Origin of the sequence: Dictyobacter aurantiacus, from assembly GCF_003967515.1 — a bacterium.
Lineage (GTDB): Bacteria > Chloroflexota > Ktedonobacteria > Ktedonobacterales > Ktedonobacteraceae > Dictyobacter > Dictyobacter aurantiacus.
The window spans coordinates 693117-718956 of sequence record NZ_BIFQ01000002.1 but is presented as its reverse complement, the minus strand read 5'-3'; the positions used below and the strand labels follow the sequence as shown (position 1 = coordinate 718956).

27 protein-coding genes are annotated in these 25840 nt (G+C 58.5%); 21 read left to right on the top strand and 6 right to left on the bottom strand.

What is annotated here, in order from left to right; all coding sequences use genetic code 11:
• Nucleotides 1-169: 169 nt before the first annotated feature.
• Together KTT_RS27890 and KTT_RS27885 are read right to left on the bottom strand one after the other, a co-directional pair.
• Nucleotides 170-940, bottom strand: coding sequence for a glucose 1-dehydrogenase (locus KTT_RS27890; RefSeq protein ID WP_126600981.1), 771 nt, complete (start codon nt 938-940; stop codon nt 170-172).
• 146 nt (nt 941-1086) lie between these two features.
• Nucleotides 1087-1794: a CDP-alcohol phosphatidyltransferase family protein gene (locus KTT_RS27885; protein WP_126600980.1), complete on the bottom strand. Its 708-nt coding sequence runs from the start codon at nt 1792-1794 to the stop codon at nt 1087-1089.
• Between the two features lie 660 nt (nt 1795-2454).
• Here KTT_RS27885 and KTT_RS27880 point away from each other — a divergent pair.
• The 21 genes from KTT_RS27880 (at nt 2455) to hypE (ending at nt 21017) form a co-directional block, all read left to right on the top strand.
• A complete protein-coding gene (locus tag KTT_RS27880; protein WP_126600979.1) occupies nt 2455-3012 on the top strand; it encodes a general stress protein in 558 nt (185 codons plus the stop codon).
• A gap of 98 nt (nt 3013-3110) precedes the next feature.
• Nucleotides 3111-4091 carry a glycosyltransferase family 2 protein gene (locus KTT_RS27875; RefSeq protein WP_126600978.1) on the top strand — a complete coding sequence of 327 codons (981 nt, stop codon included), beginning with the start codon at nt 3111-3113 and terminating at the stop codon, nt 4089-4091.
• A 228-nt stretch (nt 4092-4319) separates the two neighbouring features.
• Complete coding sequence (locus KTT_RS27870; RefSeq protein ID WP_126600977.1) at nt 4320-5666, top strand: AAA family ATPase; 1347 nt, start codon at nt 4320-4322, stop codon at nt 5664-5666.
• Nucleotides 5667-5707: 41 nt separating this feature from the next.
• A complete protein-coding gene (locus KTT_RS27865; protein ID WP_126600976.1) occupies nt 5708-7819 on the top strand; it encodes an acetate--CoA ligase family protein in 2112 nt (703 codons plus the stop codon).
• A 481-nt stretch (nt 7820-8300) separates the two neighbouring features.
• Nucleotides 8301-9329 carry an NADH-quinone oxidoreductase subunit B family protein gene (locus KTT_RS27860; protein ID WP_126600975.1) on the top strand — a complete coding sequence of 343 codons (1029 nt, stop codon included), beginning with the start codon at nt 8301-8303 and terminating at the stop codon, nt 9327-9329.
• 105 nt (nt 9330-9434) lie between these two features.
• On the top strand, nt 9435-11180 hold the full coding sequence (locus tag KTT_RS27855) for a nickel-dependent hydrogenase large subunit (protein WP_126603187.1): 1746 nt from the start codon (nt 9435-9437) through the stop codon (nt 11178-11180).
• A gap of 509 nt (nt 11181-11689) precedes the next feature.
• The gene (locus KTT_RS27850) at nt 11690-12250 is read left to right on the top strand and encodes a NifU family protein (RefSeq protein WP_126600974.1); all 561 of its coding nucleotides are present in this window, start codon (nt 11690-11692) and stop codon (nt 12248-12250) included.
• A gap of 2 nt (nt 12251-12252) precedes the next feature.
• Nucleotides 12253-12945: a DUF5947 family protein gene (locus KTT_RS27845; protein WP_126600973.1), complete on the top strand. Its 693-nt coding sequence runs from the start codon at nt 12253-12255 to the stop codon at nt 12943-12945.
• On the top strand, nt 12926-13579 hold the full coding sequence (locus KTT_RS27840) for a DUF6084 family protein (protein ID WP_126600972.1): 654 nt from the start codon (nt 12926-12928) through the stop codon (nt 13577-13579). The genes KTT_RS27845 and KTT_RS27840 overlap by 20 nt, the downstream gene beginning before the upstream one ends.
• Nucleotides 13576-14613, top strand: a complete 1038-nt coding sequence (locus KTT_RS27835; protein ID WP_126600971.1) for a hypothetical protein — start codon at nt 13576-13578, stop codon at nt 14611-14613. The genes KTT_RS27840 and KTT_RS27835 overlap by 4 nt, the downstream gene beginning before the upstream one ends.
• Nucleotides 14610-14897: a hypothetical protein gene (locus tag KTT_RS27830; protein ID WP_126600970.1), complete on the top strand. Its 288-nt coding sequence runs from the start codon at nt 14610-14612 to the stop codon at nt 14895-14897. Before KTT_RS27835 ends, KTT_RS27830 begins: the two co-directional genes overlap by 4 nt.
• On the top strand, nt 14894-15466 hold the full coding sequence (locus tag KTT_RS27825; RefSeq protein ID WP_126600969.1) for a hydrogenase maturation protease: 573 nt from the start codon (nt 14894-14896) through the stop codon (nt 15464-15466). Before KTT_RS27830 ends, KTT_RS27825 begins: the two co-directional genes overlap by 4 nt.
• Nucleotides 15447-15566: a DUF6893 family small protein gene (locus tag KTT_RS37810; RefSeq protein WP_371864916.1), complete on the top strand. Its 120-nt coding sequence runs from the start codon at nt 15447-15449 to the stop codon at nt 15564-15566. The genes KTT_RS27825 and KTT_RS37810 overlap by 20 nt, the downstream gene beginning before the upstream one ends.
• A 46-nt stretch (nt 15567-15612) precedes the next feature.
• Nucleotides 15613-15987: a hydrogenase maturation nickel metallochaperone HypA gene (gene hypA, locus KTT_RS27820; RefSeq protein ID WP_126600968.1), complete on the top strand. Its 375-nt coding sequence runs from the start codon at nt 15613-15615 to the stop codon at nt 15985-15987.
• A gap of 1 nt (nt 15988) precedes the next feature.
• Nucleotides 15989-16651: a hydrogenase nickel incorporation protein HypB gene (hypB, locus tag KTT_RS27815; RefSeq protein ID WP_126600967.1), complete on the top strand. Its 663-nt coding sequence runs from the start codon at nt 15989-15991 to the stop codon at nt 16649-16651.
• Nucleotides 16652-16703: 52 nt separating this feature from the next.
• On the top strand, nt 16704-16976 hold the full coding sequence (locus tag KTT_RS27810) for a HypC/HybG/HupF family hydrogenase formation chaperone (protein WP_126600966.1): 273 nt from the start codon (nt 16704-16706) through the stop codon (nt 16974-16976).
• A 17-nt stretch (nt 16977-16993) separates the two neighbouring features.
• Nucleotides 16994-17644 carry a D-sedoheptulose-7-phosphate isomerase gene (locus KTT_RS27805; protein WP_126600965.1) on the top strand — a complete coding sequence of 217 codons (651 nt, stop codon included), beginning with the start codon at nt 16994-16996 and terminating at the stop codon, nt 17642-17644.
• The gene (locus KTT_RS27800; RefSeq protein WP_126600964.1) at nt 17641-17934 is read left to right on the top strand and encodes a HypC/HybG/HupF family hydrogenase formation chaperone; all 294 of its coding nucleotides are present in this window, start codon (nt 17641-17643) and stop codon (nt 17932-17934) included. The genes KTT_RS27805 and KTT_RS27800 overlap by 4 nt, the downstream gene beginning before the upstream one ends.
• Nucleotides 17927-18604 carry a D-sedoheptulose-7-phosphate isomerase gene (locus tag KTT_RS27795; protein ID WP_126600963.1) on the top strand — a complete coding sequence of 226 codons (678 nt, stop codon included), beginning with the start codon at nt 17927-17929 and terminating at the stop codon, nt 18602-18604. Before KTT_RS27800 ends, KTT_RS27795 begins: the two co-directional genes overlap by 8 nt.
• 63 nt (nt 18605-18667) lie before the next feature.
• A complete protein-coding gene (hypD, locus tag KTT_RS27790) occupies nt 18668-19822 on the top strand; it encodes a hydrogenase formation protein HypD (RefSeq protein ID WP_126600962.1) in 1155 nt (384 codons plus the stop codon).
• A 100-nt stretch (nt 19823-19922) separates the two neighbouring features.
• Nucleotides 19923-21017, top strand: coding sequence for a hydrogenase expression/formation protein HypE (hypE, locus tag KTT_RS27785; RefSeq protein WP_126600961.1), 1095 nt, complete (start codon nt 19923-19925; stop codon nt 21015-21017).
• A 40-nt stretch (nt 21018-21057) separates the two neighbouring features.
• On the opposite strand, the gene KTT_RS27780 is transcribed toward hypE, so the two are convergent.
• From KTT_RS27780 to KTT_RS27765, 4 genes are all read right to left on the bottom strand, one after another.
• Nucleotides 21058-22251 carry an AI-2E family transporter gene (locus tag KTT_RS27780; protein ID WP_126600960.1) on the bottom strand — a complete coding sequence of 398 codons (1194 nt, stop codon included), beginning with the start codon at nt 22249-22251 and terminating at the stop codon, nt 21058-21060.
• Nucleotides 22252-22365: 114 nt separating this feature from the next.
• Nucleotides 22366-23193 carry a sugar phosphate isomerase/epimerase family protein gene (locus KTT_RS27775; protein ID WP_126600959.1) on the bottom strand — a complete coding sequence of 276 codons (828 nt, stop codon included), beginning with the start codon at nt 23191-23193 and terminating at the stop codon, nt 22366-22368.
• A complete protein-coding gene (locus KTT_RS27770; protein WP_126600958.1) occupies nt 23193-24365 on the bottom strand; it encodes a dihydrodipicolinate synthase family protein in 1173 nt (390 codons plus the stop codon). The genes KTT_RS27775 and KTT_RS27770 overlap by 1 nt, the downstream gene beginning before the upstream one ends.
• 3 nt (nt 24366-24368) lie before the next feature.
• Complete coding sequence (locus KTT_RS27765; protein WP_126600957.1) at nt 24369-25532, bottom strand: Gfo/Idh/MocA family protein; 1164 nt, start codon at nt 25530-25532, stop codon at nt 24369-24371.
• Nucleotides 25533-25840: the final 308 nt, after the last annotated feature.

Below are 25840 nucleotides of genomic sequence, written 5' to 3'. Positions count from 1 at the left end.
TCAATGTAGCAACATCGCAGATGAAGATCGTCGTAGGTGCCGGGCTTGCCCCGGCCTGGCTGCGAAGCGGCCCCGTGTCCGGGCGCGCACGTTCCACCAACGATATCATCTTCCCTTTCAAAGGTGAGCCAGCATGTTATGTTGAACGTATTGGGGACAAGCCCACCACCTACAATCCGCCGGTGTTGCGCATCAGGCCACCATCGATGAAGAAGGTTGATCCAGTCACGTAGGCGGCGGCATCGGAGGCCAGGTAGAGCGCGAGCTTGCCGATCTCTTCTGGCTGGCCCATGCGGTGCAGCGGAATCTCGTCCAGCAGGGCCTGGTACTTCTTGGGGTCCGCCTTCACGTCGGCATCGATCGGGGTATCGATGGCGCCGGGACCGATGTTGTTGACGGTAATGTTATGCTGGGCCAGTTCCAGGCAGATGGTGCGCATCAGCATGCGCATGCCACCCTTGGCGCAGCAGTAGGGGACGTTCTCGGGCATTGGCAGATCCTCATGCACCGATGAGATGTTGATGATGCGGCCGGCGATCTTGCGCTTGATCATCTCGCGTGCCGCGGCCTGGGCGCAGAAAAATGATCCTTTGAGATCCACACCCATCACACGGTCAAACTGCTCCTCAGTCACGTCCAGGAACGGGCTGTGAATTTCCATGCCAGCATTGTTGACCATGATATCGATGCGATCGAAATGCTCAACGGCCTGCTGAATCAGACCAATGGCCTGCTGGTATTGCGAGACGTCGGCCTGTACCACCAGGGCCTTGCCGGATTTCTGTTCGATCTGCTGGCGGACTTCTTCCGCTTTATCTTTGGCGTGCGCGTAATTGATGACAACCGTGGCGCCCGCGCTGGCCAGTTCGAGCGCGATCCCGCGCCCGATGCCGCTATCAGCGCCAGTAACTACCGCAACTTTCTGGTCGAGCTGTCCCATATCTGTATCTTGATCCTTTCTGTGTATAAGGTACAACAAATATATGTCAGACATACCTCTACATAACAAGCACCTATAGATACTACGATTGCCCGACCAAAAAAGTTGTTGAAGACTGCTTGATGGGATTGCGGCCCCATAAATTCCTAGAAGGACTCCTCTCGGGCCGATGACTGAGGATGGTCGATTGAGATCGGTGATTGACGACCTGGGTTGGAGGCTTCCGCATGCTGTTTGTTGGCATGCTGGGTGGCGCGATAAACCGCGAACATGCGCTCGACAGCGGTGATATTGGAGAAAACGGCCAGGAGTAGCAGGGCCCACATGGTCAGACCGAACAGCAGGCCCGCGGCCAGGACGACGACGCGCTCCGGGCGCGCCAGTAGGCCGGTCTTGCATTCGATGTCCAGTCCTTCGGCGCGTGCTTTGGTGTAACTGACCATCAGGGAGCCCACGATCGAGATATAAATGAGCGCGATCATCCACACTTGCGCCGATCCTGTAAACCATAGGTTGGCCTGCATCGTGGGATGAAAAAGGGCGTAGAACAGTAGCCCTCCCAGAATAATTGCTTCCGAATAGCGATCCAGGGTGGAGTCCAGAAAGGCACCAAAGGTGGTCTCAATGTTGCGCAGACGGGCGGTGGCCCCATCGAAGAGATCGAAGATGCCGGTGAATAGCACCAGCAGGCCACCGATCAAAAAGAGACCCTGGCTGATGACGGCCGCTGTCACCACGCTGAAGAAGAGGCCAATGAGCGTAAGGGTATTGGGAGTGATGCCCAGGTTGGCTAATGGACGAATAATCTGCGCCGCAAGTTGTCGCGCCCATTTTTGTATATCTTTGTTGAACATTTATATCCTACCGTTTGTGTTAGTCTACTCAATCAAACTCGTGAGGAGATGGATCGTATTTATTATTGTAGCATCTTAAAACTCATAAATGTCAGCATTGACTGCGTGGCGTATAGTAATAGAAAATTTGCGAATGGCGTATTTTATCTTTCCTTCATTTGAATAGCACGATTAAACTAGATGGAAAGTGTCACTCTTCTTTTCAGTCCCATGTCATGGCACGCTGTCTCAAAAGGATCAGCATAACCGTGTTGTAATAAGGGGGAAAGTGTCAGACACACTTTTTATGGGTTTGCTTGAGCGCCGCCGCTCGGGCGGCCGCTTGCGCGGCCGCGCTGGTTTATTGGTGTTGGTGCGACAGGGGCGCATCCGCGCCCCTGTCGCACCAACACCAATAAACCAATAAAGTGTTTGATGGTAGTGCTTAGTGTTCTGTCAAAGTTCATTTGATGGGGGAGCGGGGATGCAAGCGAGCATGCCGGGGGCATGATCAAGCGGCTAGCCCCTTGACTGGGGGTTCGGGGGCTGTGCCCCCGGCAACTCCTCCCCCTCTCGCCCGCGTAGCGGGCGAACAATCCATCAAACGAAGTTTGACAAAGCAGTAACGCGATTAATAAAGATGTTTGATGCTATTACGTTTAGGGAAAGAGAGGTGTTGTTATGGCGATGACACAGAACTCTATTGTGGTGGGGGTGTTCGCCAGCCAGGATCAGGCTCGCAAAGCGATCGATGAGCTTAAAGGTGCGGGCTATAACGATGATCGGATAGGCTTTGTAGTACGGGCCGATGCTAATCCAGATGTTGGAGTTGAGGATGTGGGGCGGCCGGCGGCGACGGGTGCCGTGAGTGGTGGTGTGCTGGGGGGTCTGCTGGGTGCCGCTGCCTCTTTGCTGATCCCTGGCTTTGGACCCGCGATAGCCGGGGGCGTGCTGGCGGCGACGCTGGGCGGCGCGGCGCTGGGCGCTACAGCGGGTGGCGCTCTTGGTATCCTGAGCAGTATTGGTTTTTCGCAGGAGGATGCCAGATTCTATCAGCGCGCGCTGGAGAATGGGAACACGATCGTTACCATCAAGTCTGATGTTGATCAGGATGAGGCACTCGCTATTCTGATGCGTAATGGCGCCTCTAATGCCGACATCAAGTATAGCGCGTTCAATGCGCCCCCTACGTTGCGGCCTCGTCCTGATGATGAAAATCGGAGCGATAATGCTTTATAATAGGGTTATAAGAGCAAGCAGACGTGTGGCTGGTTCCGGTTTGCCCATGCCAGGGTCCCGATAATTGTTATCGCTGTTCGAGAAACACAGGCGCGCCTATGATACCGAAGGTTTCTGTTGTTGTTCCGACCTATAAACGCTATGCGTACCTGGAGCGGTGCCTGCGGGCACTGCTCAGCCTGGAATTCGCGCCGGGCGAGTATGAGATTATCATCGTTGATGATGCCAATAGTCAGCGGACGCGCCAGCAGGTTGAGGAATGGCGGCAGCGGACGCATCAGGATGGATACGAGATCGTGTATGTGCCTGTGGAGTTGGCGCCGCATGGACCGGCCGCCGCCCGCAACGCTGGTTGGCAGCGGGCTCGCAGCGAACTGATCGCCTTTATCGACGACGATTGTATTCCCGAGTTAAGCTGGTTGAAGGCCGGGGTGGCGGCCTTTAGCGACGATGTGGCCGCGGTCTCCGGCAAGATCGTGGTCCCTTTGCAGCATGACTATACCGAATACGAATATAGCGTCTCCCAACTGAGCCAGTCCGAATTTGTGACAGCCAACTGCTTCTATCGACGCAGCGTCCTGCGGCAACTGGATGGTTTCGATACCCGTTTCCGGGCCTCCTGGTGCGAGGATAGCGACCTCTACTTTACCCTGCTCGAACATGGTCTGCATGGCATCAAAGCACCTGATGCCATCGTCATGCATCCGGTGCGTCCGGCGCGTTGGGGCATGAGCCTGCGGCTGCAGAGGAAGGGCCTGTATGATGCCTTGCTGTGCAAGAAGCATCCCGATCTCTATCGGAAGCGCATCCAGTCCCGGCCGCTCTGGAATTACTACTGTATCCTCGGTGTCCTACTCCTGTTGCTGGCGGCCCTTATCCTGGGGCTGTGGCCCCTGGCATTGATCTGCGTGGCCGCCTGGCTCTATATGACCGCGCGCCTGTGCATCCAGCGTCTGCACAAGACGGCGCGCACCCCTCGTCACGTTTTTGAGATGGCTCTGACCTCTGCGCTCCTGCCTCCGCTGGCGATCTTCTGGCGTTGCTGCGGCATGCTCCGGTTCCGTATGTTTTTCTTATAGCTTTTTATTGGCCTCTTGATTGTTTGTTGCCATGCTTTAGAGGCTGCATGGAGCGACAATTAAGCTGTTACAAATTCGGCTGTGGGGACGTGATGCGATAAGTAGGGTAATGACATGCCCGCTACAAAATAGTTGTGTGGCTCCCTCTATCGTATGCGTGCTGTGCATTGTTTGCATGGAATGCTTATAAAAGAAGATGAGGGGGGATAGATTGTCAAGGAGGCAGCAATGGTCGAAATTATACAGGAGCAGGAGCATGTGGCACTTGCTCCCGAGATTGATGCCGTGATTGAGGGTGCCCGCCGTGAAGCGGCACGGATGCAGGCTCCTGAATATCATCCCGAGCATCTTTTGCTCAGTATTTTACGTCTCAAAGATGACAAGATCGAGGAGATCTTTAGCCTGTTGGGGATGGATATGCGAGCCTTGCGGCGTACGGCGGCCGATATTGTGGGTAGGGGAGGGGAACAGGTAGCCGGTGATTCTGCGCTTCCTCCTTCAGCGGCGGCCCAGGACTGTCTGGATTGGGCTATGAACTTTGCTACGCAGCGCCGCTGCCTGCAGGTGCGCCCCGATCATATGACGCTGGCCGTGCTGCGCCATCCGCAGGTGCAGCCCATGCTGGCGCTGTTGCATTCACCCTCGGATGCTATCCCATCATACCTGATAGAAGAAAGTGGTGTCGCGTATACCAACACGATGGATCAATTGATTCAGGCCAGGGTCCGTGAATATAAGCGTTCCGGCAGGCACTCTTCTAACCTGCCGATCATCAAGTGTGAGCGGCCAACCGTTACCTTCGCGGATATCCAGGGGGCCAGCGCGACCAAGCAGGAGTTACGCCATCTGGTGAATTATCTACGCTGGTCACAGCTCTATCAACGCGCCCATGTCGTTGATATCGATGAAACGTTGCTGATCGGCCATCCCTGTACCGAGCGTAGCTTGCTGGTCCAGGCCATTGCCGGAGAGGCCGGCATCTCAATGGTTTCGCTCTCGTTGCCGAGGTTGGTTGATCTGATCAATGCCCAGGTGAATGGCCGGGTAGATGAGGATGACCTGGCGTGGCTAGAGCGGGAGTATCCTACTTTTGAGCGTTCTGACCTTGTGAAGACGTGCCGCAATATGGTCAAGGCGACTTTTGAACTGGGGCGGCACTGGCATCCTTGCCTGGTGGTGATAGAAGATCTGGATGCGGTCGCGCGCTTTGAGCAGCCCGAGCATGGCGTGGTGGTGCAGCGCCAGCTGTTGGTTGAACTGGACAGCTATGATCGGCTGGGATCAATGGTGGTGGTTGCCACAGCCTATCAGCCGGAGGTGTTGGACCCTGAATTGATGCATATGGGACACTTTGGTCATCATATTTCCCTGGGCGAGCGTTACGCGGTGCATCCGGCGGCACAGACCCGGCTCTGCCTTTCCTGCAAGCATGAGGTGCTATCCAACTGGACCTATTGTGTCTACTGTGGCGCCAGGCTGGTCAAGCTCTGCCCAAAGTGTGGCGCGCCGCACGTTGAGGTCGAGGGGGCGCGTTACTGCTTCTCCTGCGGCAGCGATAACTGGTCGGAAGGATAGTAAGTATCCAGGGATGGTTCGCAGAGCAGGGGCATAACGATATGGTGAGAGCGCTTTTTGACCTGCGGTCGGTGGCGGTGATCGGGGCTTCAGGGAATCCACACAAGCTGGGCTATACCATCGTTCAAAATCTGGTGCAGTATCATTTTCGGGGTGCCATCTATCCAATCAGCCTTCATGCGCAGACCATCCTGGGCATCAAGACCTATACGCGGGTGAGCGAGGTGCCCAGGGACATCGACCTGGCGGTGATCGCTGTGCCGGGGGAGGCCGTTCCTCCGGTACTACGTGAATGCGTCCGCAAGGCGATTCCACTGGTGATTGTAATCTCAGCTGGCTTTAAAGAAAGCGGTGAATCGGGCGCCAGTCGCGAACAAGAGTTGCGGGAGATCATCGCGGGGTCCAGCACGCGCCTGCTGGGTCCCAATTGCCTGGGACTGATCGACGCTGCCAGTTCCCTCAACGCCTCGTTTGCCGCCAGCTTCCCCGCCTACGAGCCCATCTCCTTTATCTCCCAATCCGGTGCGCTGGGGACCTCTTTTCTAGACTGGATCGGTACTAATCACATAGGTCTGCATTACTTTGTTTCTCTGGGCAACAAGGCGGACCTGGATGAGAATTACTTTCTGGAGCGCCTGCGCGACGACCGATTGATCGCCTGCTACCTGGAGGATATCAAGGATGGCAGGCGCTTTCTGCAGCTTGGCCAGCAATATAATTGCCGGCGGCCGGCGATCGTCTTGAAGGCGGGACGCAGCGAAGTGGCAGCCGAGGCCATCCGATCCCATACCGGCGCCCTGGCCGGTGGCTATCCATTGACGAAGGCTGCCCTCCAGCAATACGGCTACATTGTGGTTGAGACGATCGGGGACCTGTTCCATACGCTCAAAGCCTTTGCCTGGCTGCCACTGCCGACCTTTAACCGGGTCGCTATCGTCAGCAATGCCGGGGGAGCCGCCGTGGTAGCGAGCGATACCCTGATCGAGAAGGGATTAGAACTGGCCGATCTGAGCCCGGCGACACAGGATGTGCTGCGTCAGCTGCTACCACGGACCGCCAGCATCCACAATCCCGTTGATGTCATTGGCGATGCCTTATCGGAGCGCTATCTGCAGGCTATGGAGACGGTCCTGCAGGAGGAAGATGTCTCCTCGCTGCTCGTGATTCTGACACCCCAGGTGATGACTGAGATCGAGAAGACGGCGGCGTATATTGGGGCCATGAAGAAGCATGGGAAGCCGATTGTGGCTGCTTTTATCGGCGGCACCCTGGTTGAGAAGGGACTCAAGCTGCTGGCCGAAAAGAAGGTCCCCGCCTATCACTTTCCTGAAACGGCGATTGATGTGCTGGCCGCCATGACCTGGTACGCGGGTTATCGGCAGCGAACGGCCTATAACCTGCCCACGCCGCCACTCAAGAGTCCCTATTATGAGCAGCACCATGCCGCGATTGATGAGCTCTATCAGCAGGCCCGCGCCCTGAATCTCAGTTCTTTGCCGCAGACCAGCGTAGATGAAATAGCGCGCCGCTACCATATCGCGATCCCCGAGAGCTATGTCTGCCGGCAAGTGGACCAGGCGGTGCTCTGTGTACGATCGTCTATCGGGTATCCATGCGTGCTCAAAATCGTCGCGCCCACCCTGCTGCATAGGTCTGATATCGGTGCCGTTATTACCAGCATCAACAATGAAATAGAGTTGCGTGAAGCATACTATCGATTGGAGGCGCTCATGCGCGAGCACCAGATCGTGGACGGCGCCATCTGCGTCCAGAAATATGTTGCAGGCGGCATCCCCTTGATCGTGGGAGCCACGCGCGACGACAACTTCGGCACCATCCTGCTCTTTGGTAGCGGCGGCATCTACGCTGAACTGCTGGGCGACGTCGTCAGACGCGTCGCTCCCCTTGAACGCGGCGCCATGCTCGACATGATCCTTGAAACGCACATTGCCCCCATCCTCAAAGGCGTACGCGGCCAGCAGCCGATCGACCTCCAGCGCATCATCGACATCCTCACAGCCATCCAGTACCTGATGCAGGACTACGACTTCATCCAATCCATCGACATCAACCCCCTGCTCGCCAGCCCCCAGAACATCTGCGCCGTCGACATCAAAATCGCCTTGCACCCCCAATGCGAAACGCCTCTGTAAGGTCGACCTTCAACGGTCGACCGGGCTGCCAGCGCCAGCGGCGGCAGCCCCCGTATCCTCACGACACCGCTTCCCCTATCTTACAAGGTGGCACACGTGGTACCTCCAGGCCAATGTTCCGCACACGAACCCAAAAGCACCGTGTGGGTCGAGGCCACATCCATGAGGTGCCGAACCGGCCGGGTACGGGGCGTTTCTCCTTGGGGGACATTGGCCCATGCATGACGTTGAATACATGAGAATTTATGCATGAGACGGTTCTTGACATTGTGAGAGGCGTAGTGTAATGTCTTTCTGTATGCTTGCTTTCGTTGTAAATAAGACCCGAGCAGTTTCCTCTTCTTAATCGCGTCCATTGTAGCTCGATAGCCATCCGTTATCTGTATAGATAATGCCATACGCTCAACAGTACAACTAGTTGCTAGTACGCTTGCGTTTATGTGGATGAGTATGTGTGACAGAGAAAGAGGATGGATAGATCATGGTCACCAGAGCTCGTGTGGAAGAAGTACACATCATCTGGATGACGGCCGGTCTGAGCTGCGATGGTGATACCATCTCGGTCACCGCTGCCAGTCAGCCAGCCATCGAAGATGTGCTTCTGGGTGCGATCCCCGGTTTACCGAAAGTGTATTTGCACAATCCCGTGCTGGCCTATGAGACCGGCGAGAATTTCATGGGCTGGTGGTATAAGGCTGAGCGCGGTGAGTTGGACCCCTTTGTGCTGGTGGTCGAGGGATCGATCCCCAATGAGAAGATTAAAACGGAGGGATACTGGGCCGCGCTGGGCACGGATGAGAGTGGTCAGCCGATTCCGACTACGCAGTGGATCGATCGCCTGGCGCCGAAGGCCTGGGCGGTGATTGCCGCCGGTACCTGTGCAACCTACGGTGGCATCCATGCCATGGAGGGTAATCCCACGGGCGCCATGGGCCTGCCCGATTACCTGGGCTGGCACTGGAAATCACCAGCTGGCAACCCGATCGTGTGCGTTCCCGGCTGTCCCGTTCAGCCCGATAACTTCATGGAGACGCTTCTCTACCTGCTCTATCAGGCGGCCGGTCTAGCACCCACTATTCCCCTGGATGATGCCCTGCGCCCGAAGTGGCTGTTTGAAAAGACGGTTCATGAGGGTTGCGATCGCGCGGGCTACTTTGAGCAGGGCGATTTCGCCACCGAATATGGTTCTCCCAAGTGTATTGTGCGGCTGGGCTGCTGGGGGCCCGTTGTGCAGTGCAACGTTCCCAAGCGTGGTTGGATGGCTGGTATCGGCGGCTGCCCGAATGTGGGTGGCATCTGTATTGGCTGCACCATGCCGGGCTTTCCCGACAAGTTTATGCCGTTTATGGATGAGCCACCGGGGTGTAAGCTTTCTTCGAATGTTATAAGCTCCTATGGCCGCGTGATCCGCTCGCTGCGCCAGTTCACCAATGATACGCTGAACAAAGAGCCGTCGTGGCGTCGTCCGGGTCCGGAGCTCAGGACAGGCTATCAACCAGTGTGGAAGTAGTGCTTAAGATGCTCCACGCAAGTGCGGGTAAAAGGAGAAAACAGCAACGTGAGCACCGAATTTAAACGACGCGAACCACATGTCGTTCCACCGCAGCTGGTGGAGATGTCCTGGGACCCGATTACGCGTATCGTTGGTAGCCTGGGCATCTATACAAAGATCGATTTTAAGCAGCGCCAGGTGGTGGAATGCCATAGCACCTCTTCGATCTTTAGAGGATATAGCCTGTTCATGCAGGGGAAAGATCCGCGCGACGCGCACTTTATTACCAGCCGCATCTGCGGCATCTGCGGCGATAACCATGCGACCTGCGCGGTCTACGCGCAGAATATGGCCTTTGGCGTCAAGCCGCCGCCGATCGGGGACTGGATTATTAACCTGGGCGAGGCGGCCGAATACATGTTCGACCACTGCATCTATCAAGACAACCTGGTGGGCGTAGACTTCTGTGAGCAGATGGTGAAGGAGACCAATCCATCGGTACTGGCCAAAGCTGAGAAGGCCGAGGCGCCACACGCCCATCTGCACGGCTATCGTACCATCGCCGACATCATGCGTTCGCTCAATCCCTTTAGCGGCGAGTTCTATCGCGAGTCGCTGCAGATGAGTCGCATGACGCGTGAGAAGTTCTGCCTGATGGAGGGACGCCACGTCCATCCTTCGACGCTCTATCCCGGCGGCGTCGGCACCGTGGCCACCGTCCAGGTGTTTACCGATTACCTTGTCAGATTGATGAAATATGTCGAGTTCATGAAGAAGGTCGTGCCGATGCACGATGATCTGTTCGACTTCTTCTACGAGGCTCTGCCCGGCTATGAAAAGGTGGGACAGCGCCAGGTGTTGCTAGGGTGCTGGGGCGCCTTCCAGGATCCATCCATCTGTGATTATAAGTACGAACATATGGAGGACTGGGGCCGGGCCATGTATGTGACGCCGGGCATCGTCATCGATGGCAAGCTGCGCACGACCAGCTTGCTCGACATCAACCTGGGGATGCGCATCCTGCTGGGCAGCTCCTACTATGACGATTGGGAGAATATGCCGACCTTCGTCAGTCATGATCCGCTGGGCAATCCGATCGATAAGCGCCATCCCTGGAACCAGACCACGCTGCCGCATCCGCAGAAGCGCGACTTCGATGCTAATTATAGCTGGGTGATGTCGCCGCGCTGGTACGATAATCAGACCAACAAGTACCTGGCCCTCGATACGGGTGGTGGTCCCATCGCCCGCCTGTGGACGACCGCCCTGGCCGGCCTGGTCAATATTGAGGGCATCCGGGCGACCGGCCACAGCGTGAAGATTACGCTGCCGAAGACGGCTCTGAAGCCTGAGATGGAGCTGGAGTGGAAGATTCCGCAGTGGAGCAACGCGCTGGAGCGCGATCGCGCCCGCACCTACTTCCAGGCCTACGCGGCGGCGGCGGCCCTCTACTTTGTCGAGAAGGCGCTGACCGAGGTACGCGCCGGTCGCACCAAAACGTGGTCGGACTTCAAGGTGCCGCAGGAATCTATCGGCTGCGGTTTCCATGAGGCGGTACGTGGCGTCCTCTCCCATCACGTGGTGATTCGCGATGGCAAGATCGCCAACTACCATCCCTATCCGCCCACGCCCTGGAACGCCAATCCGCGCGACGTCTATGGTACACCGGGACCATACGAAGATGCCGTACAGAACACGCCTATCTTCGAGGAGAATGGGCCTGATAACTTTAAAGGTATTGATATTATGCGCGCTGTGCGCAGCTTTGATCCCTGCCTGCCATGTGGGGTCCATATGTACCTGGGCAAAGGGAGGGAGTTGCAGGTTGTGCATTCGCCAACCTTTGGTATGGCGCCGCCAGCGCCGTAATGCCCCTCACGGGGCTGCCCCCGCCTACGGCGGGGAGAGAATAAAAGGGGAAATTGGGGACACCCCAAACCCCGGCAGGAGGGCCTCGCCGGCCCTCCTGCACCCCCCGCTTTTGAGACCATGTGGGTGTTTCCTGCCTATGGCGGGGGAAGAGAGATGGGGAAATTGGGGACACCCCAAACCCCGGCAGGAGGGCCTCGCCGGCTCTCCTGCACCCCCCGCTAGAGAGGAGAATTTGGGGTGGATATCCAAACCCGGTAGGAGGGCTGGCCGCCCTCCTGCACCCCCCGCTAGAGAGGAGAATTTGGGGTGGATATCCAAACCCGGCAGGAGGGCTGGCCGCCCTCCTGCACCACCCCTTATAAGGGGATGATGTCCGTAGGTGCGCCCCTTGCGGGCGCTTGCCGCAAAGCGGCCCCGTACCCGGGCGCGCACGTCCCACCAACGTGATACATTGAACGTGTTGCCCCGGCGGGCGCCTTCGGTGGGAAAGAAGAAAAGGGTTGAATATGCAACAGGATAAGGATCAGCAGCAGGTTGAACGTATGGAGTCGTTGGTCCAGCAGGTGGCGGCTTTCGAGGATCAGGGGGTGCGTGCTGCGGTGCAGGAGCTGGTTCAGTGTACGATGGCGATGTATGGGGAGGGTCTGACGCGTATGCTGGCGTTGATCGGGCGGCATGGGGAGTGCGGCGCGGCCATCATCGAGCAGTTTGGCGCGGACGATCTGGTGGGTCCGCTGCTGCTGCTGCATGGTTTGCACCCCGTCGATACGCGTACGCGTGTTCTGGGTGCGTTGAAGGAGGTGCGTCCTTCGCTGCAGGCGCATGGGGGTGATGTCGAGCTGGTACGCATCGAGCAGGGCGTGGCCTATTTCAAAATGATGGGAAGCGGCAATGGCTGTTCGGACCTGGTGCGTGAGCTTGAGGACGCGGTCTATAAGGTGGCTCCTGAACTGGATGATGTGATCGTGAATACCAAGGAGCAAGGCTCTTCTCATCCCGTTACTTTTATGCCGAAGCGGCGCCGTAAGCCGAAGCCGGCCGTATCAACCGGAACGGGGGAGGATTAACCATGGACACCGAGCAGGCACGCGTGCCTCTGCACAGGTTGCGCCAGTTTATGCGCGATCCCATCGAGCGATCCGCTTCAACAGTCGGACCATGCGAGCTGTGTGGTGAGGGGCTGGCGGAGCAGCACCGGCACCTGTGGGAACGCTCCAGCCGCTCCGTGCGCTGCGTCTGCACCGCCTGTTCGCTGCTGATGAGCCGGGAGGGCGCCGGGGCCGGCAGATACCTGCTGATCCCTGAGCGCTATCTGTTGCTGGAGGACTTTGCGCTCAGCGAAAGCGCCTGGAATGAGCTGCTGATCCCTGTCAACATGGCTTTCCTCGTCCGGACCGATGCCGGACCCGATCAGCGCTTGATCGCCTTCTATCCGGGACCCGCCGGGGCCATCGAGTCGTTGCTGGACGAGAGTCAGTGGCGGCCTTTGCAGCACGATAATCCGCTGCTGGCCGAGATGAGGCCCGAGGTCGAGGCCCTGCTCATTCAGCGCATTACGGCTCCGTATCGCTATTACCTGGTGCCGATCGATAGCTGCTATCAGCTGGTCGGTCTGATCCGTCGTAGCTGGCGCGGCTTCAGCGGCGGCGCCACCGTATGGCAAGATATCAACACCTATTTTGAGACCATTGAGGCGAAGGCGATCGTGTGGAGGCATCCTTCAGAGTCGAAAGGATCATTGCATGCCAGATCTCACATTTGAAGTCACGGCGGCCGAAATTATCCCGTTCGCGGCTGTACCAACGCTGGGTTTTAAGCTGGCGATCACCAATCAGGTTCCCGGTGAGCTGATCTCTAGCATCTCCTTGCGCTGTCAGCTGCAGATCGTTGCGCCCCAGCGGCGTTATGGACACGAGGAGCAGGAGCGCCTGCAGGATGTGTTTGGCATCCCCGGACGCTGGCATGAGACCCTGCGCAACCTGCTCTGGCAGCACATCAACATCGTCGTTCCCGCCTTTGACGAGCGTATCACGGTTACGCTTCCGGTTACCTGCACCTATGACTTTGAGGTGGTGAGCACTAAATACCTGGATGCGCTGCAGGAGGGTCGCGTCCCGCTCCTCTTCCTGTTCAGCGGCACTATTTTCTATCAGGATGAGCGGCAGCGGCTGCAGGTCAGCCGCGTCCCGTGGTCTAAAGAGGCCAGCTACCGCATGCCGGTCTCGCTCTGGCACGATATGATCGGGCACTACTACCCCAATAGCGCCTGGATACGCGTCCGCAAAGATGTCTTTGATCAGCTCTATCGCTATAAGGTGGAACATGGGCAATCCAGCTGGGAGGAGGCACTGACCATGCTGCTGGCACAGGCCGGTCAGGAGGAGGTGCGGCCATGAAGATAGAACAGATCAAAGAGATCGCCGATGCCGTGCTCTATGAGGGCTATCTGCTCTATCCCTATCGCCGCTCGGCCATTAAGAATCGGCAGCGCTGGAACTTCGGCGTGCTCTATCCGCGTGCGTATAGCATGGCGAAGCGCGGGAAAGAACCATGGCATATGCAGACCGAGTGCCTGTTGCAGGGAGGCCCACAGACCCGGCTGACCATCTCGGCGCGCTTCCTACATCTTCTGTTGAATAGCGTGGTGCAGGATGATCATCCGTCATCTTTAACACCGCATGAGTTTCCGGTTGAACGGCAGATGCAGGATGAGTGGGAGGAGGGTGTGGCGCGAGAAGTGGTGCTATCAGAGATAAAGTTACAGGATATCCTGAGTCAGCCGCTGCTGGCGCCGATTGATTTTTCTGGTCGCTATGTTTCGACGACTTCCTGTGACGCTGCTATTATTTCCGCGACGCGCGAGCAGCAAGATATCTGTGGCCGCATGCGTATCGTGGCCTATCCGATTGCGGACGCGGTCTACAGGTTGCGCGTCGGCATTGAAAATACTACCCCGCTGATCGGTGTCGATCCTGAACAGCGTGAAGCGGTCCTGCTCCACTCGTTTGTCTCTACCCATACCATCTTGCAGATTGAGCGGGGACAGTTCTTTTCCCTGCTGGACCCACCCGTGCATGTAGAGGCGGCGGCGCAGTCCTGTCAGAACGAGCACACCTGGCCGGTCCTGATCGGTGACGCTGGTGAACACAGCGCCATCCTCTCATCGCCCATTATCCTGTATGACTATCCACAGATCGCACCCGAAAGCGCGGGTACCTTCTTCGATGGTACCGAGATCGATGAACTGTTGACCCTGCGTATGATGACCCTATCGGATGATGAGAAAGAGGAGCTCAGGCATGGCGATGAGCGCGCACGTGCCATCTTAGAGCGGACCGAGTCGCTGTCAACGGAACAGTTGCTGAAGCTACATGGCGTGCTTCGGAAGTATGAAGGCTTGCAGCCCGATGAGGGAGGAAAAGATAAATGATGAATCAATTTGAACCTATTGTGAGCGTCATTGGCGGCGTGGCCAGGCCGGGAGATCGCGTACGACTGCATCCCCGAGCCAAAGCCGACGCGTTTGATATGCTGCTGGAAAGCAGGATGGCACGCGTCGAAGAGATCAAGCAGGACTTCGAGGATCGTATGTATCTGGTGGTCACACTGGAAGATGATCCGGGCAATGAGCAGGAGGAGGATCGTGTCCTGCCCGGCCATCGCTTCTTCTTTTATCCCTCAGAAGTTGAGCTGGTGGAGGAGGAGTTCGTATGAACGAACAGGCCCATGCTGGGCAGCGGAGAAAAATCCTGGTCGCCGGCATCGGCAATATCTTCTTCGGCGATGATGGCTTTGGCGTTGAGGTCGCCCAACGCCTGCTGGCACGGCAAAATCCCGCCAATGTTACGGTGGTGGATTTCGGTATTCGCGGCCTGGATCTGGCCTACACCCTGCTGGAAGACTACGACGAATTGATCCTGGTGGATACCGTCTCGCATGGAGGGGCGCCGGGTACGCTCTATCTGATCGAGCCTGACCCGCTGTCCCAACAGCCAGCGGAGGCGCGAGAATGCTTTCTGGACGCGCATAACATGGACCCGATGAAAGTGCTGGCCTTCGCGCGCACCATCGGAGCGCGTCCTATCCACACCCTGCTCATCGGATGTGAGCCGGTCACGCTGAACACTAACGACGAGGAACTCGCCATAGGCCTGAGCGAGCCCGTCCAGGCCATGATCCCGGCCGCCATCGCCATGATCGATCAACTCATCGACAAACTGAGCGTTACTTCAGACCTCGTTCTGCCCTTGGAGGAGGCGCATTATGGTTACACTTCGCCTTAACATACCGCTACTGATAGCTCTGCTGCTGGGCCTTGCCCTGTTTATCGTAGGTATTCAATTGCCAGATATCCGGCGTTATTTACGTATACGATCCATGTAATCACGTAACATTGTAGCTCATACAGGTGATAGCTAGAGAAAACGTTATGCATGAACTTTCAATTGCCGACGCTATCGCCGGCGTTGTGACCGAACAGGCCGTGCTCTACCAGGCAACGAGTATCAAAAGCATCCATGTCAGGATCGGCGAGGCCAATGCTGTCGATACCGATGCGCTGCGCTTCTGCTTTGATGTCGTCTCTGACGCGCAGCCCCTGCTGAGCGGGGCGCGGCTGGCGATCGATATCGTGCCGCACCGGGCGCGCTGTCGCCACTGTGGCCAGGAATTCCATGTCGTGCAATGCATCATGCAGTGTCCGACCTGCGACTGCTGGGAGGCCGATGTGCTCTCGGGCACCGAATTTATGATCCAGGACATGGAGATTGACAACTCCACTACGCGAGAGGGAGGCGATGGTTAGTATGCCCAATGTGCCGATCGTACAGAATATTCTGGCCGCCAATGAGCGCATCGCCCGTGACATCCATCATCAGCTCGTGGAGCGGAAAATTTGTACACTCAACCTGATGAGCTCGGCCGGAGCGGGCAAGACTACGCTGCTGGAGCAGACCATCCGGCGTCTACGTCCGCGGCTCGCCATTGGTGTGATCGAGGGTGATGTGGAGACCAGCGCCGACGCTGAGCGCATCAAGGCGGCTGGTGCCCAGGCGGTGCAGATCATTACGCAGGGCATCTGCCACCTGGAGGCGCATATGATCCAGCTGGCGTTGCAGGAGCTCGACCTGGACTCCCTCGACCTGCTGGTGATCGAAAACGTCGGCAACCTGGTCTGTCCCGCCGACTGGTATTTGGGTGAGGATCTCAAGGTGATCGTGGTCAGCACCACCGAGGGAGATGACAAGCCCGCCAAATATCCGGCCATGTTCGCCTCGTCGCAGGTTATGGTCATCAACAAGGTCGACCTGCTGCCCTATGTCGATTATGACCTGGAGACCGTCAGGCGCTTCGCCCTGGCCGTCAACCCTCAGCTCCAGATTTTTGAGCTCAGTTGCCGCACCGGCGCGGGGCTGGACGCCTGGTGCGATTGGTTGGAGACGATCGGACACACATCCAAAAAAACGTAGGTGCCGGGCTTGCCCCGGCTTTTTACGCGTACATACATGAAGGAGGAAGGTTATGTGTCTTGGAATTCCGGGGCGCATCGTGGAGATTGTGGATGATAACCTGGATATCGCGAAGGTCGAGGTATCGGGGGTGAAGCGCAACGTCAGCGTCGCCCTGGTGCGACTGGAGGGGATCGAGCCTGGTGATTGGGTGTTAGTCCACGTTGGTTTCGCCATGAGCAAGATCAATGAAAGAGAGGCGCAGGAGACGCAAAAGGCGCTGCAGTTGATGGGCGATCCCTATACAGATGAACTGGCGATGTTTAATAAGAGCCAGATAGAGTGAGGAAGGCGGGTGGGACTATGACAGTCAATTTGATGGCGATCCTGGATGCGCGTGTGAGCCAGAGCACGACCGTACCAGAGACCTTTTTTACGGTTGAGGCCGAGCATATCGCCGAGGCCTGCTGGTCGATGGCACGCCGTTTCCACCTGAGCGGTCGCCTGCTGGCCTTCGGCAACGGTTCCTGGGCCACCGACGCGCAACACGTGGCGGTGGAGTTCGTACATCCGGTAATCGTTGGTAAGCGGGCGTTGCCGGCCCTGGCCCTGACCAATGATAGCGCCACCCTCAGTGGCATGCACGCCACGACCGAGCATCCTGAGGGGGCTTTCGCCCGCCTTATCGGTGTGCTGGCGCGTCCGCAGGATATCGCCATGGGCTTTTCGGTCGATGGCAACTGCGCCAATGTGAATAGCGCCCTGTACAAGGCTCACGAGATGGGCCTGCTGACTATCGGACTCTGTGGCAACGATGGCGGGCACATGGCGCGCCACGTGATTATACCCGGCGAAGAGTGTATGCCGCTGAAGGCCAGAGACGCCTTTCTCGACTACTGCTTTGTAGTTCCCAGTGCCGATCCTCTGGCTATCCAGGAGACCCACGAGACCCTTTATCATGTTCTATGGGAGCTCGTACACGTCTTTTTTGAGCATGAAGGAGTACTGCAATGAGTGAACATGACCATGCTCATCGTGTCAGCGTGCGACCCGAAGAGAGCTGTGTGCTGGATGAGGAGCGGCATTGCCTCACCTGCTCGGACGAAGCCATCAAGGTCCGGGTCGTGGCTGTGAAGCCGGAGGCAGGAACGGCCACGGTGGCGGTTGATCTGCTTAATATTGAAGAGGTTGATATCAGCCTGCTGGAGCGGGTGCGTCCGGGTGACCTGCTGCTGGTTCACGCTGGCGTGGCCCTGGAACGCTGTTCCGCGGAGGAGGAAAGGGAGGAGGCTCATCATGCCTGAAGGCGGTAGCCGCTACGATCAGATGTTTTATCCCTATCTGTTTGAAGGTGAGAAGGTTGACCGGGCCGCGGTCATCGAGCAGGTGCGCTATTCGACGCTGGACAAGTGCCATGAGATCGTCACCCTGCGTCATCAGATGCGTGCCCTCTCGGGTGAGCGCATAGTAGAGGCCGGCGCGGCGATGGCTCGTGCCTTTCGACTTGGGGCCACCCTCTTCGCCTTCGGCAACGGCGGCAGCGCCACCGACGCCCAGGACCTGGTGACCGAACTGGTCAATCCACCGTTCGCGCACTGGCGTCCCCTGCCGGCCGTGTCCCTGACCAACGACATCGCGGTGATTACCGCGCTGGGCAACGACGTCGGTTTCCCCACCATATTTACGCGCCAGATTATCGCCCTGGGCAAGCCGGGTGATATCGCCGTGGGCATCTCAACCAGCGGCAACTCGGCCAATATCTTGCAGGCGCTTGAGCAGGCGAAGCGGCAGGAGATGCTGACCATCGCCATGTCTGGCTACGATGGTGGCAAGGTCTCGCGTTCGCCCGACGTCGACATCTGTATTACCGCTCCCTGCGACCATATTCCGCGCATCCAGGAGGCGCAGGCCACGGCCTATCATGCCATCTTAGAAATGGTACATGCCTTACTCGACCAGCCCGATGATACATAAGTGAGCATAGGTTTTCTATGCGAGGCTGCCCGGCCCGATGTGGATAGATAAGGAGAAGGATCAGTGAAGTACGTTGATGAATATCGCGACTCAAAGCTGGCGAAGCGTATCGCGGATGATATCGCGCGCCTGAGCGATGGTCGGCACCTGAAGTTTATGGAGGTCTGTGGCGGCCATACGCATACGATCTATAAGCACGGTATCGAAGATATCCTGCCACCCAATATCGATCTCATTCATGGTCCCGGCTGCCCCGTCTGCGTGCTGCCAATGGGACGCGTCGATGATGCCATCTCCATCGCCCATATGGAGAACGTCATCTTTACTACCTTCGGGGATATGATGCGCGTTCCTGGCTCACATGGCAGTCTGCTGGATGCCAGGGCCGAGGGGGCCGATGTGCGTTTTGTCTATTCACCGTTGGACGCCCTCAAGCTGGCGCGGCAGTATCCCGATAAGCAGGTTGTCTTTTTCGCTATCGGCTTTGAGACGACCGCACCCTCCACGGCCGTGACCCTGCTGCGGGCACAGGCCGAAGGGATCAAGAACTTCTCGGTGTTCTGCAACCATGTTACCATCATTCCCGCTATCAAGGCGATCCTGGATTCGCCGGATCTGCGCCTGGATGGCTTTGTGGGACCGGGGCACGTCACGATGGTGATCGGACTGCGCCCCTACACCTTCATCGCGCGTCAGCATCGCAAGCCGATCGTGGTGGCCGGCTTTGAGCCGCTGGATATCATCCAGTCCGTGCATATGTTGGTGCAACAGATCTGCGAGGGCCGCTCGGAGGTCGAGAATCAATACGCGCGCGTGGTGCAGCCCGAGGGGAACGTCAAGGCGCTTGAAGCAATGGCGCGCACCATGGAACTGCGCCCATTCTTTGAGTGGCGCGGCCTGGGCTTTATCACGCAGAGCGCGTTGAAGCTACGCCCCGAGTTCGCGCGGTGGGATGCCGAACTGCGCTTCGAGGTGCCAGGCCTGCGCGTCGCCGATCCCAAGGCCTGCCAGTGTGGTGAGGTGCTCAAGGGCGTCATCAAGCCGTGGGAGTGCAAGGTGTTTGGGACCGCCTGTACGCCGGAGACGCCGATCGGGACCTGCATGGTCTCTCCCGAGGGAGCCTGCGCGGCCTACTTTAACTATGGCCGCTTTTCAATGGCCGCCGAGCGACACCGGCTCAATGTGATGCCCGCCATGTCCGCGCAGGAAAGCCCGTAGGTGCCGGGCTTGCCCCGGCTTCCCGTCCCCAGGCGGGTAGGTTTCCCCGTAGGTGCCGGGCTTGCCCCGGCTTTTGCCGTATTGGATGGAGGTATAAGCGATGGACAAGCAGTCCACACAGAGCAGTGAGGTCCTGTCAAAGATTGAGCGGGCGCGGCAGGCGCGACGGCATAAGTTCTATCTGCGCGACGACCATGTCACGCTCAGCCATGGCAGCGGTGGCAAAGCCACCCACAATCTAATCGAGGGCATCTTCGCGCCCGCCTTCGCCAATACCATCCTGGATCGCATGGAAGATTCCGCTACCATCACGCTCGGGGACCAGCGGCTGGCCTTTACCACCGACTCCTATGTGGTCAATCCCCTCTTCTTCGCTGGCGGAGATATCGGCCGGCTGGCTGTGCACGGCACCATCAACGACCTGGCTATGGCCGGGGCGGACCCGCTGTATCTCTCGGCCGGCATCATCCTGGAGGAGGGGTTCGCCATCGAGCACCTGCAGCGCATCGTGGACTCGATGGCGCGGGCGGCCCATGAGGCCGGGGTGTTGATCGTGACGGGGGATACCAAGGTGGTACAGCGCGCCAAGGCCGATGGCATTTTCATTAATACGGCTGGAGTCGGCAGTGTGCGCGCCTCCGCCAATCTGGGGCAGGCGCTGGTGGCGCCGGGCGATCGCGTCTTATTAAGTGGTTCGGTCGGCGACCACGGCATCGCCATCATGCTGGCCCGTGAAGAGCTGGATATCGAGACCGAGGTCAGCAGTGATAGCGCCGCTCTGCATACACTGGTGGCTGCCCTGCTCGATCGCATCGGCACCAGGCTGCACTGTCTGAAGGACCCCACGCGTGGAGGGGTAGCGACCGCGCTCAACGAGGTGGCGCTCAGCGCCGAGGTCTCCATCGCCCTCGACGAGCGGGCCATCCCCGTCCACGAGGGTGTGCGCGGCGCCTGCGAGATCCTGGGCCTCGACGCCCTCACCATCGCCAACGAAGGCAAGCTACTGGCCTTCATAGCTCCCGAAGCTGAGCAGGAGGCGCTCAGAGCCCTGCGCGCCCATCCACTGGGACGGGAAGCCGCGGTTATCGGCACTGTCCAGGCCGAATTCCCCGGCATGGTCTTCCTGCGTACCGACATCGGCGGCACTCGCGTCCTCGACATGCTCGTCGGCGATCCCTTGCCGCGCATCTGTTAATCGGACGCGAGGTCCGAACCTATGGGCGAGGGACGGGGGGTCAATTTGGGGGGTCGATGGGTTTATCGGTGGTGTTTTTATTGATCTGTTCGGCGAGCTCTTTTTGGCCGGGGAACTGGTCGGGATGACGTGAGCGCCACTCGGACCATAGGGCGATGATGATCGCCTGAATGACGCCAGCGACAGGAGAGGCAAAGAGGGCGCCCCAGATGCCGAAGAGCTCCGAACCCGCGACCAGGGCCGCCAGCGACACCACCGGGTGTAGTCCGACCGCCTTACCTACGATACGTGGTCCAACAATATCGCCCTCAAGTACATGCACGACGACAAAGTAGAGCAGCACCCCCAGCGCGATCAGCCAGCCCTGGGTCAGCGCCAGCAGCACGCAAATGGCGCCCGAAACCAGCGTTCCCAGCACAGGGATAAATTCCAGGATAAACGCCAGCACGCCTAGTAAGACGGCGTAGGGAACGTGAAACAGCGTCATGCCGACGCCGACCAGCAGGCCAATCAGCGTCGAAAGCAGCAATTGCCCACGAATATATCCCCCTACAATGCGTTGCAGGGTATCAAGCAGAAAGTTAGTACGATTGCGCTCCATTACCGGCATATTGGTGCGCAGCCAGCGGCTTACCCGTCCTCCATCGAGGAGGAGATAGATGCTCATTACCGCGATAATGATCGTGTCCAGCAGGAAGTCAAAGAAGCTTAGCAGGAGTGGGACCGCGCTACTGGCCGCGCCACCAACACGCGAAAAAACCTGCCGCGGCAACGCATTGAGCTGATCGGCGGAGATTCCCAATGAGATAAGTGGTTGCTCTAATGCGCGCAATTGTTGTTGTCCGCCAGGTCCAAACAGGTCGCGCGCCTGTTTGGCCAGCGCCACCCCCTGATGAACCGCTGTATTGACAACCAGATAAAGCAGCAGGCTAATGCCACCGAGCACCAGCAGATAAACGATCAGGATAGCCAGGGCGCGTGGCATCACGCGCTGGAAGATCTTTACCAATGGCGTAATGGCAAAGGCGACCAGGGCCGCGATGGCCAGGATCAGCAGCGTACGCGCGATATGACCAGCCCCCCACAAAATCAATGCGACCACCGCGGTCCAGGCCAGTATCGACAGCGGAATCCCGCACCTTCTTACCCATTTAGCGATAATGGCTGTAGAGTCCGTTCTTCGTGTATCGACGTCCCCACCAGTTCTCTCGTTCAGACGTGTTTCGAGCGACATCCTCTTCCTTCCTTTTCCCTTCTTTTTCACTTCCATTTGACACGGCTGAGATCAGCTAAAAGTGACAGAATGTTCCATTTTTCTGTCAGGCTGGCGGGGGCGTGTTCGCTTTTTTTAAACGTGTTCGAGGTAGCGGCGCTTCATGATGTCGAGTACGTCGTCGCCGGGCAGGTTCCAGATAGCCCGGTTGAAGATCTCGACCTCGATGGGACCCTGGTATCCGGCGGCATCGACGGCCTGGCGTAGCTTGCGTAGCTCGATGACGCCGTCGCCCATCATGCCACGACCCAGCAGGACGTCGGGCAAGGGGACCAGCCAGTCGCTGATGTGGAAGCCCAGAATATGGCCGCTGGCGCGGGCGATCTGCTCATACACGGAGACGTCCCACCAGACGTGGAAGGTATCAATGACGACTCCCAGGTGCGCGTCGTTGAACTTTTCGACGATCTGGTTGGCCTCGGCCAGGCTGGTGATGACCGAGCGGTCGGCGGCATACATGGGGTGCAGCGGCTCGATGCCCAGCGAGATGCCGTGCTGGTGGGCGAAGGGCAGGATCTGTGTCAGGGCATCCTCGACCATCTCGCGCGCGGCCTGGATATCACGATCGGGGGCGGGACCACATACCAGCACCAGCACCTTTGTCTGTAGCTCGGCGGCCTCCTCGATGGCCCTTTTGTTATCGTCGATGCGGGTCTGGCGTTCGGTCGCCGTGGCAGCTGGAAACCAGCCGCCGCGACAGAGACTGGAGACCTGAATGCCCGTCTCGCGCACCAGGCGCGCCGTCTCGGACAGTCCGGTGCGCGCCACCTTGTCGCGCCAGAGGCCGATCCAGGGGATCCCGGCTCGCTGGCAGCCTTCGATGGCGGCCCGCGCGTCCCACTGGTCGATGGTGGCCTGATTCAGGCTTAAGCGTGTCAGATCGCGTAGCTCGTGTTGCTGCATCAGCGTATTCCCCCTTCTTGTTCGATACCGGCCTGGAGCAAGATGGCGTGCATGCGTTCGCTGGCCACGTCGGGATCAACCAGCAGCCGGGCCTGGTCCGCCAGCACAAACAGTCGTGCCAGGTGCGACAGCGGACGCGCGCTTTCCAGTCCAGCCACCATCTTGAAGTGGTCCTGGTGGCCGTTGAGGTAGGCCAGGAAGACGATGCCGGCCTTATAGTTATAGGTGGGCGCCTGGAAGATGTGGCGCGATAGTGGCACGGTCGGGGCGAGTATCTCCATATATCGTTCGATGTTGCCGGCGTCTAACTGCTGCAGGGCGGCCGAGGCGGCGGGGGCGATGGCGTCGAAGATGCCCAGCAGCGCGTGGCTATGTCCCTGCTCGTCTCCCAGCATCAGATCGGCGTAGTTGAAGTCGTCGCCGGTATACATCTTGACGCCCTCGGGGAGCAGGCGGCGCATAGCGATCTCACGCTCGGCATCCAGCAGAGAGATTTTGACGCCATCGACCTTGCTTGCGTGGCGTTTGATGATCACCAGACAGCTCTCCATGGCCGCGTCCAGGTCGGATGAGCCCCAGTAACCGGCCAGGGCGGGATCAAACATGTCGCCTAGCCAGTGGATAATCACCGGCTGCGCGACCTGCGAGAGGATGTGGTCGTAGACCTGCATATAGTCTTCCGGTGTACGCGCGCAGGCGGCCAGGGCGCGGCTAGCCATCAGGATGATGCGCCCGCCGGCGGACTCGACGAAGCCGCACTGTTCCTCATAGGCTTGCCTGACCTGCTCAAGCGTGACCGCTGGGGATGGCGCCAGCTGGTCTGTGCCGGCACCGCAGGCGACGCGTGCTCCCGGATGGGAGCGGGCCTCGCTGATCGAGCGCTGGATCAACTGCTGCGCCTGCGCCCAGCTCAGTCCCATGCCGCGCTGCGAGGTATCCATCGCTTCCGCCACGGCCAGTCCCAGCGACCACAGATGGTGGCGATAAGCCAGCGTGGCCTCCCAATCGATCTGGTCAGGCTCGGATGCCTGTGCGTCCAGCACCACGTGGGCGGCGGCATAGGCCACGCGGCTGCGCGGCACCGGGGCCGTCTTGGGAAACGGACTGGCCTCGCCTGCGCTGTATGTGAGCAGCGTACCGTCTTCAGCGGGAAGTAGCAGTTTTCTGACCATTGCTTACGCCTCCCTGCTTCCGGCGAGCTGCGGGATATCAAGCCAGCGGCGCTCGGCCCAGGATTGCAGCGCCAGCTCCGCCAGCTGTACGCCTTTGGCGCCCTCGTATAGATTCCAGCGGAACGGCTCGTCCAGAGCCACATGCCTTAAAAAGAGCTCCCACTGCGCCTTGAAGCCATTCTCGAAGGTTCCATTGTCCGGCACATCCATCCAGTTCTCGCGGAAATTGATGGGGTTGGGCACATCGGGATTCCAGATGGCGCGCGGCGTGTTGACGCGGCTCTGCACCTTGCACTCGCGCAGACCGGCGACCGCGCTGCCGTGGGTGCCGTCCACCTGGATGCTCAACAGCTCATCGCGGTAGACGCGTACCGCCCAGGAGGAATTGAAGTGGGCGATGATGCCGTTTTCGATCTCGAAGGTGCTATAGGCTGCGTCATCGGCCGTGCTGGCATAGGACTGTCCCTGCTCGTCGACGCGCTCGGGGATATGGGTCGTTCCCAGGCAGGAGACACCGGTGATGCGACCGAACAGGTTGCTGAGCACGTATTGCCAGTGGCAGACCATGTCGACGATGATGCCGCCGCCCTCCTCCTTGCGGTAGTTCCAGGAGGGACGCTGGGCCGTCTGCCAGTCTCCTTCAAAGACCCAGTAGCCGAATTCGCCGCGCACCGACAAGATGCGCCCGAAGAAGCCACTATCGATGACGCGCTTGAGCTTGAGCAGGCCCGGCAGGAAGAGCTTGTCCTGCACTACGCCATGCTTGACCCCGGCGCGATCGGCCATCTGGGCCAGTTCCAGCGCCGTCGCGGTATCGGTGGCGATGGGCTTCTCGCAGTAGATATGCTTGCCCGCCTGAATGGCCGCGCGAATCGCCTCGGCGCGCCGCGTGGTGGTCTGGGCATCGAAATAGATTGTATCCTCGGCGTCTGCCAGGCAGGCGTCCAGATCGGTGCTCCAGCGCTCGATGCCATAGGCCTCGGTCAGCGTCCGCAGCTTATGCTCTGAGCGTCCTACCAGAATGGGATCTGGCATCAGCGTATCGCCTCCCGGTAGAGCGATCCCACCCTGAGAACGTATTGCCACGATCGAACGAACCAGGTGTTGATTGGTCCCCATACGTCCCGTGACACCATTCATAATGATGCCTATTCTCTGTGTCGCCATAATTTACATTCCTTCCTCCTGTAGTCCTCCTACAAGATGCTTCCCCATTCAAAATAGAAAACGTTTACTATCAAGTGTAAATGGTTGTTCATAGTTTGTCAACTGGTAAATTGGGGAGGTACAGTAGGGGGGCAAACCTCTGCTGTACCTCCCCAATTTACCAGTTGACAAAGACGCATGGCACAGATGCCAAATATCCCCTATAATAGTAGAAGGCTACGATTAAGAAAGAGCATTGGCTGGTATCGTTGTGAGCATGTAGCAGAGCGATGGCAGATGTGGCAGAGAGGCTTTGATCCTCGCAAGGC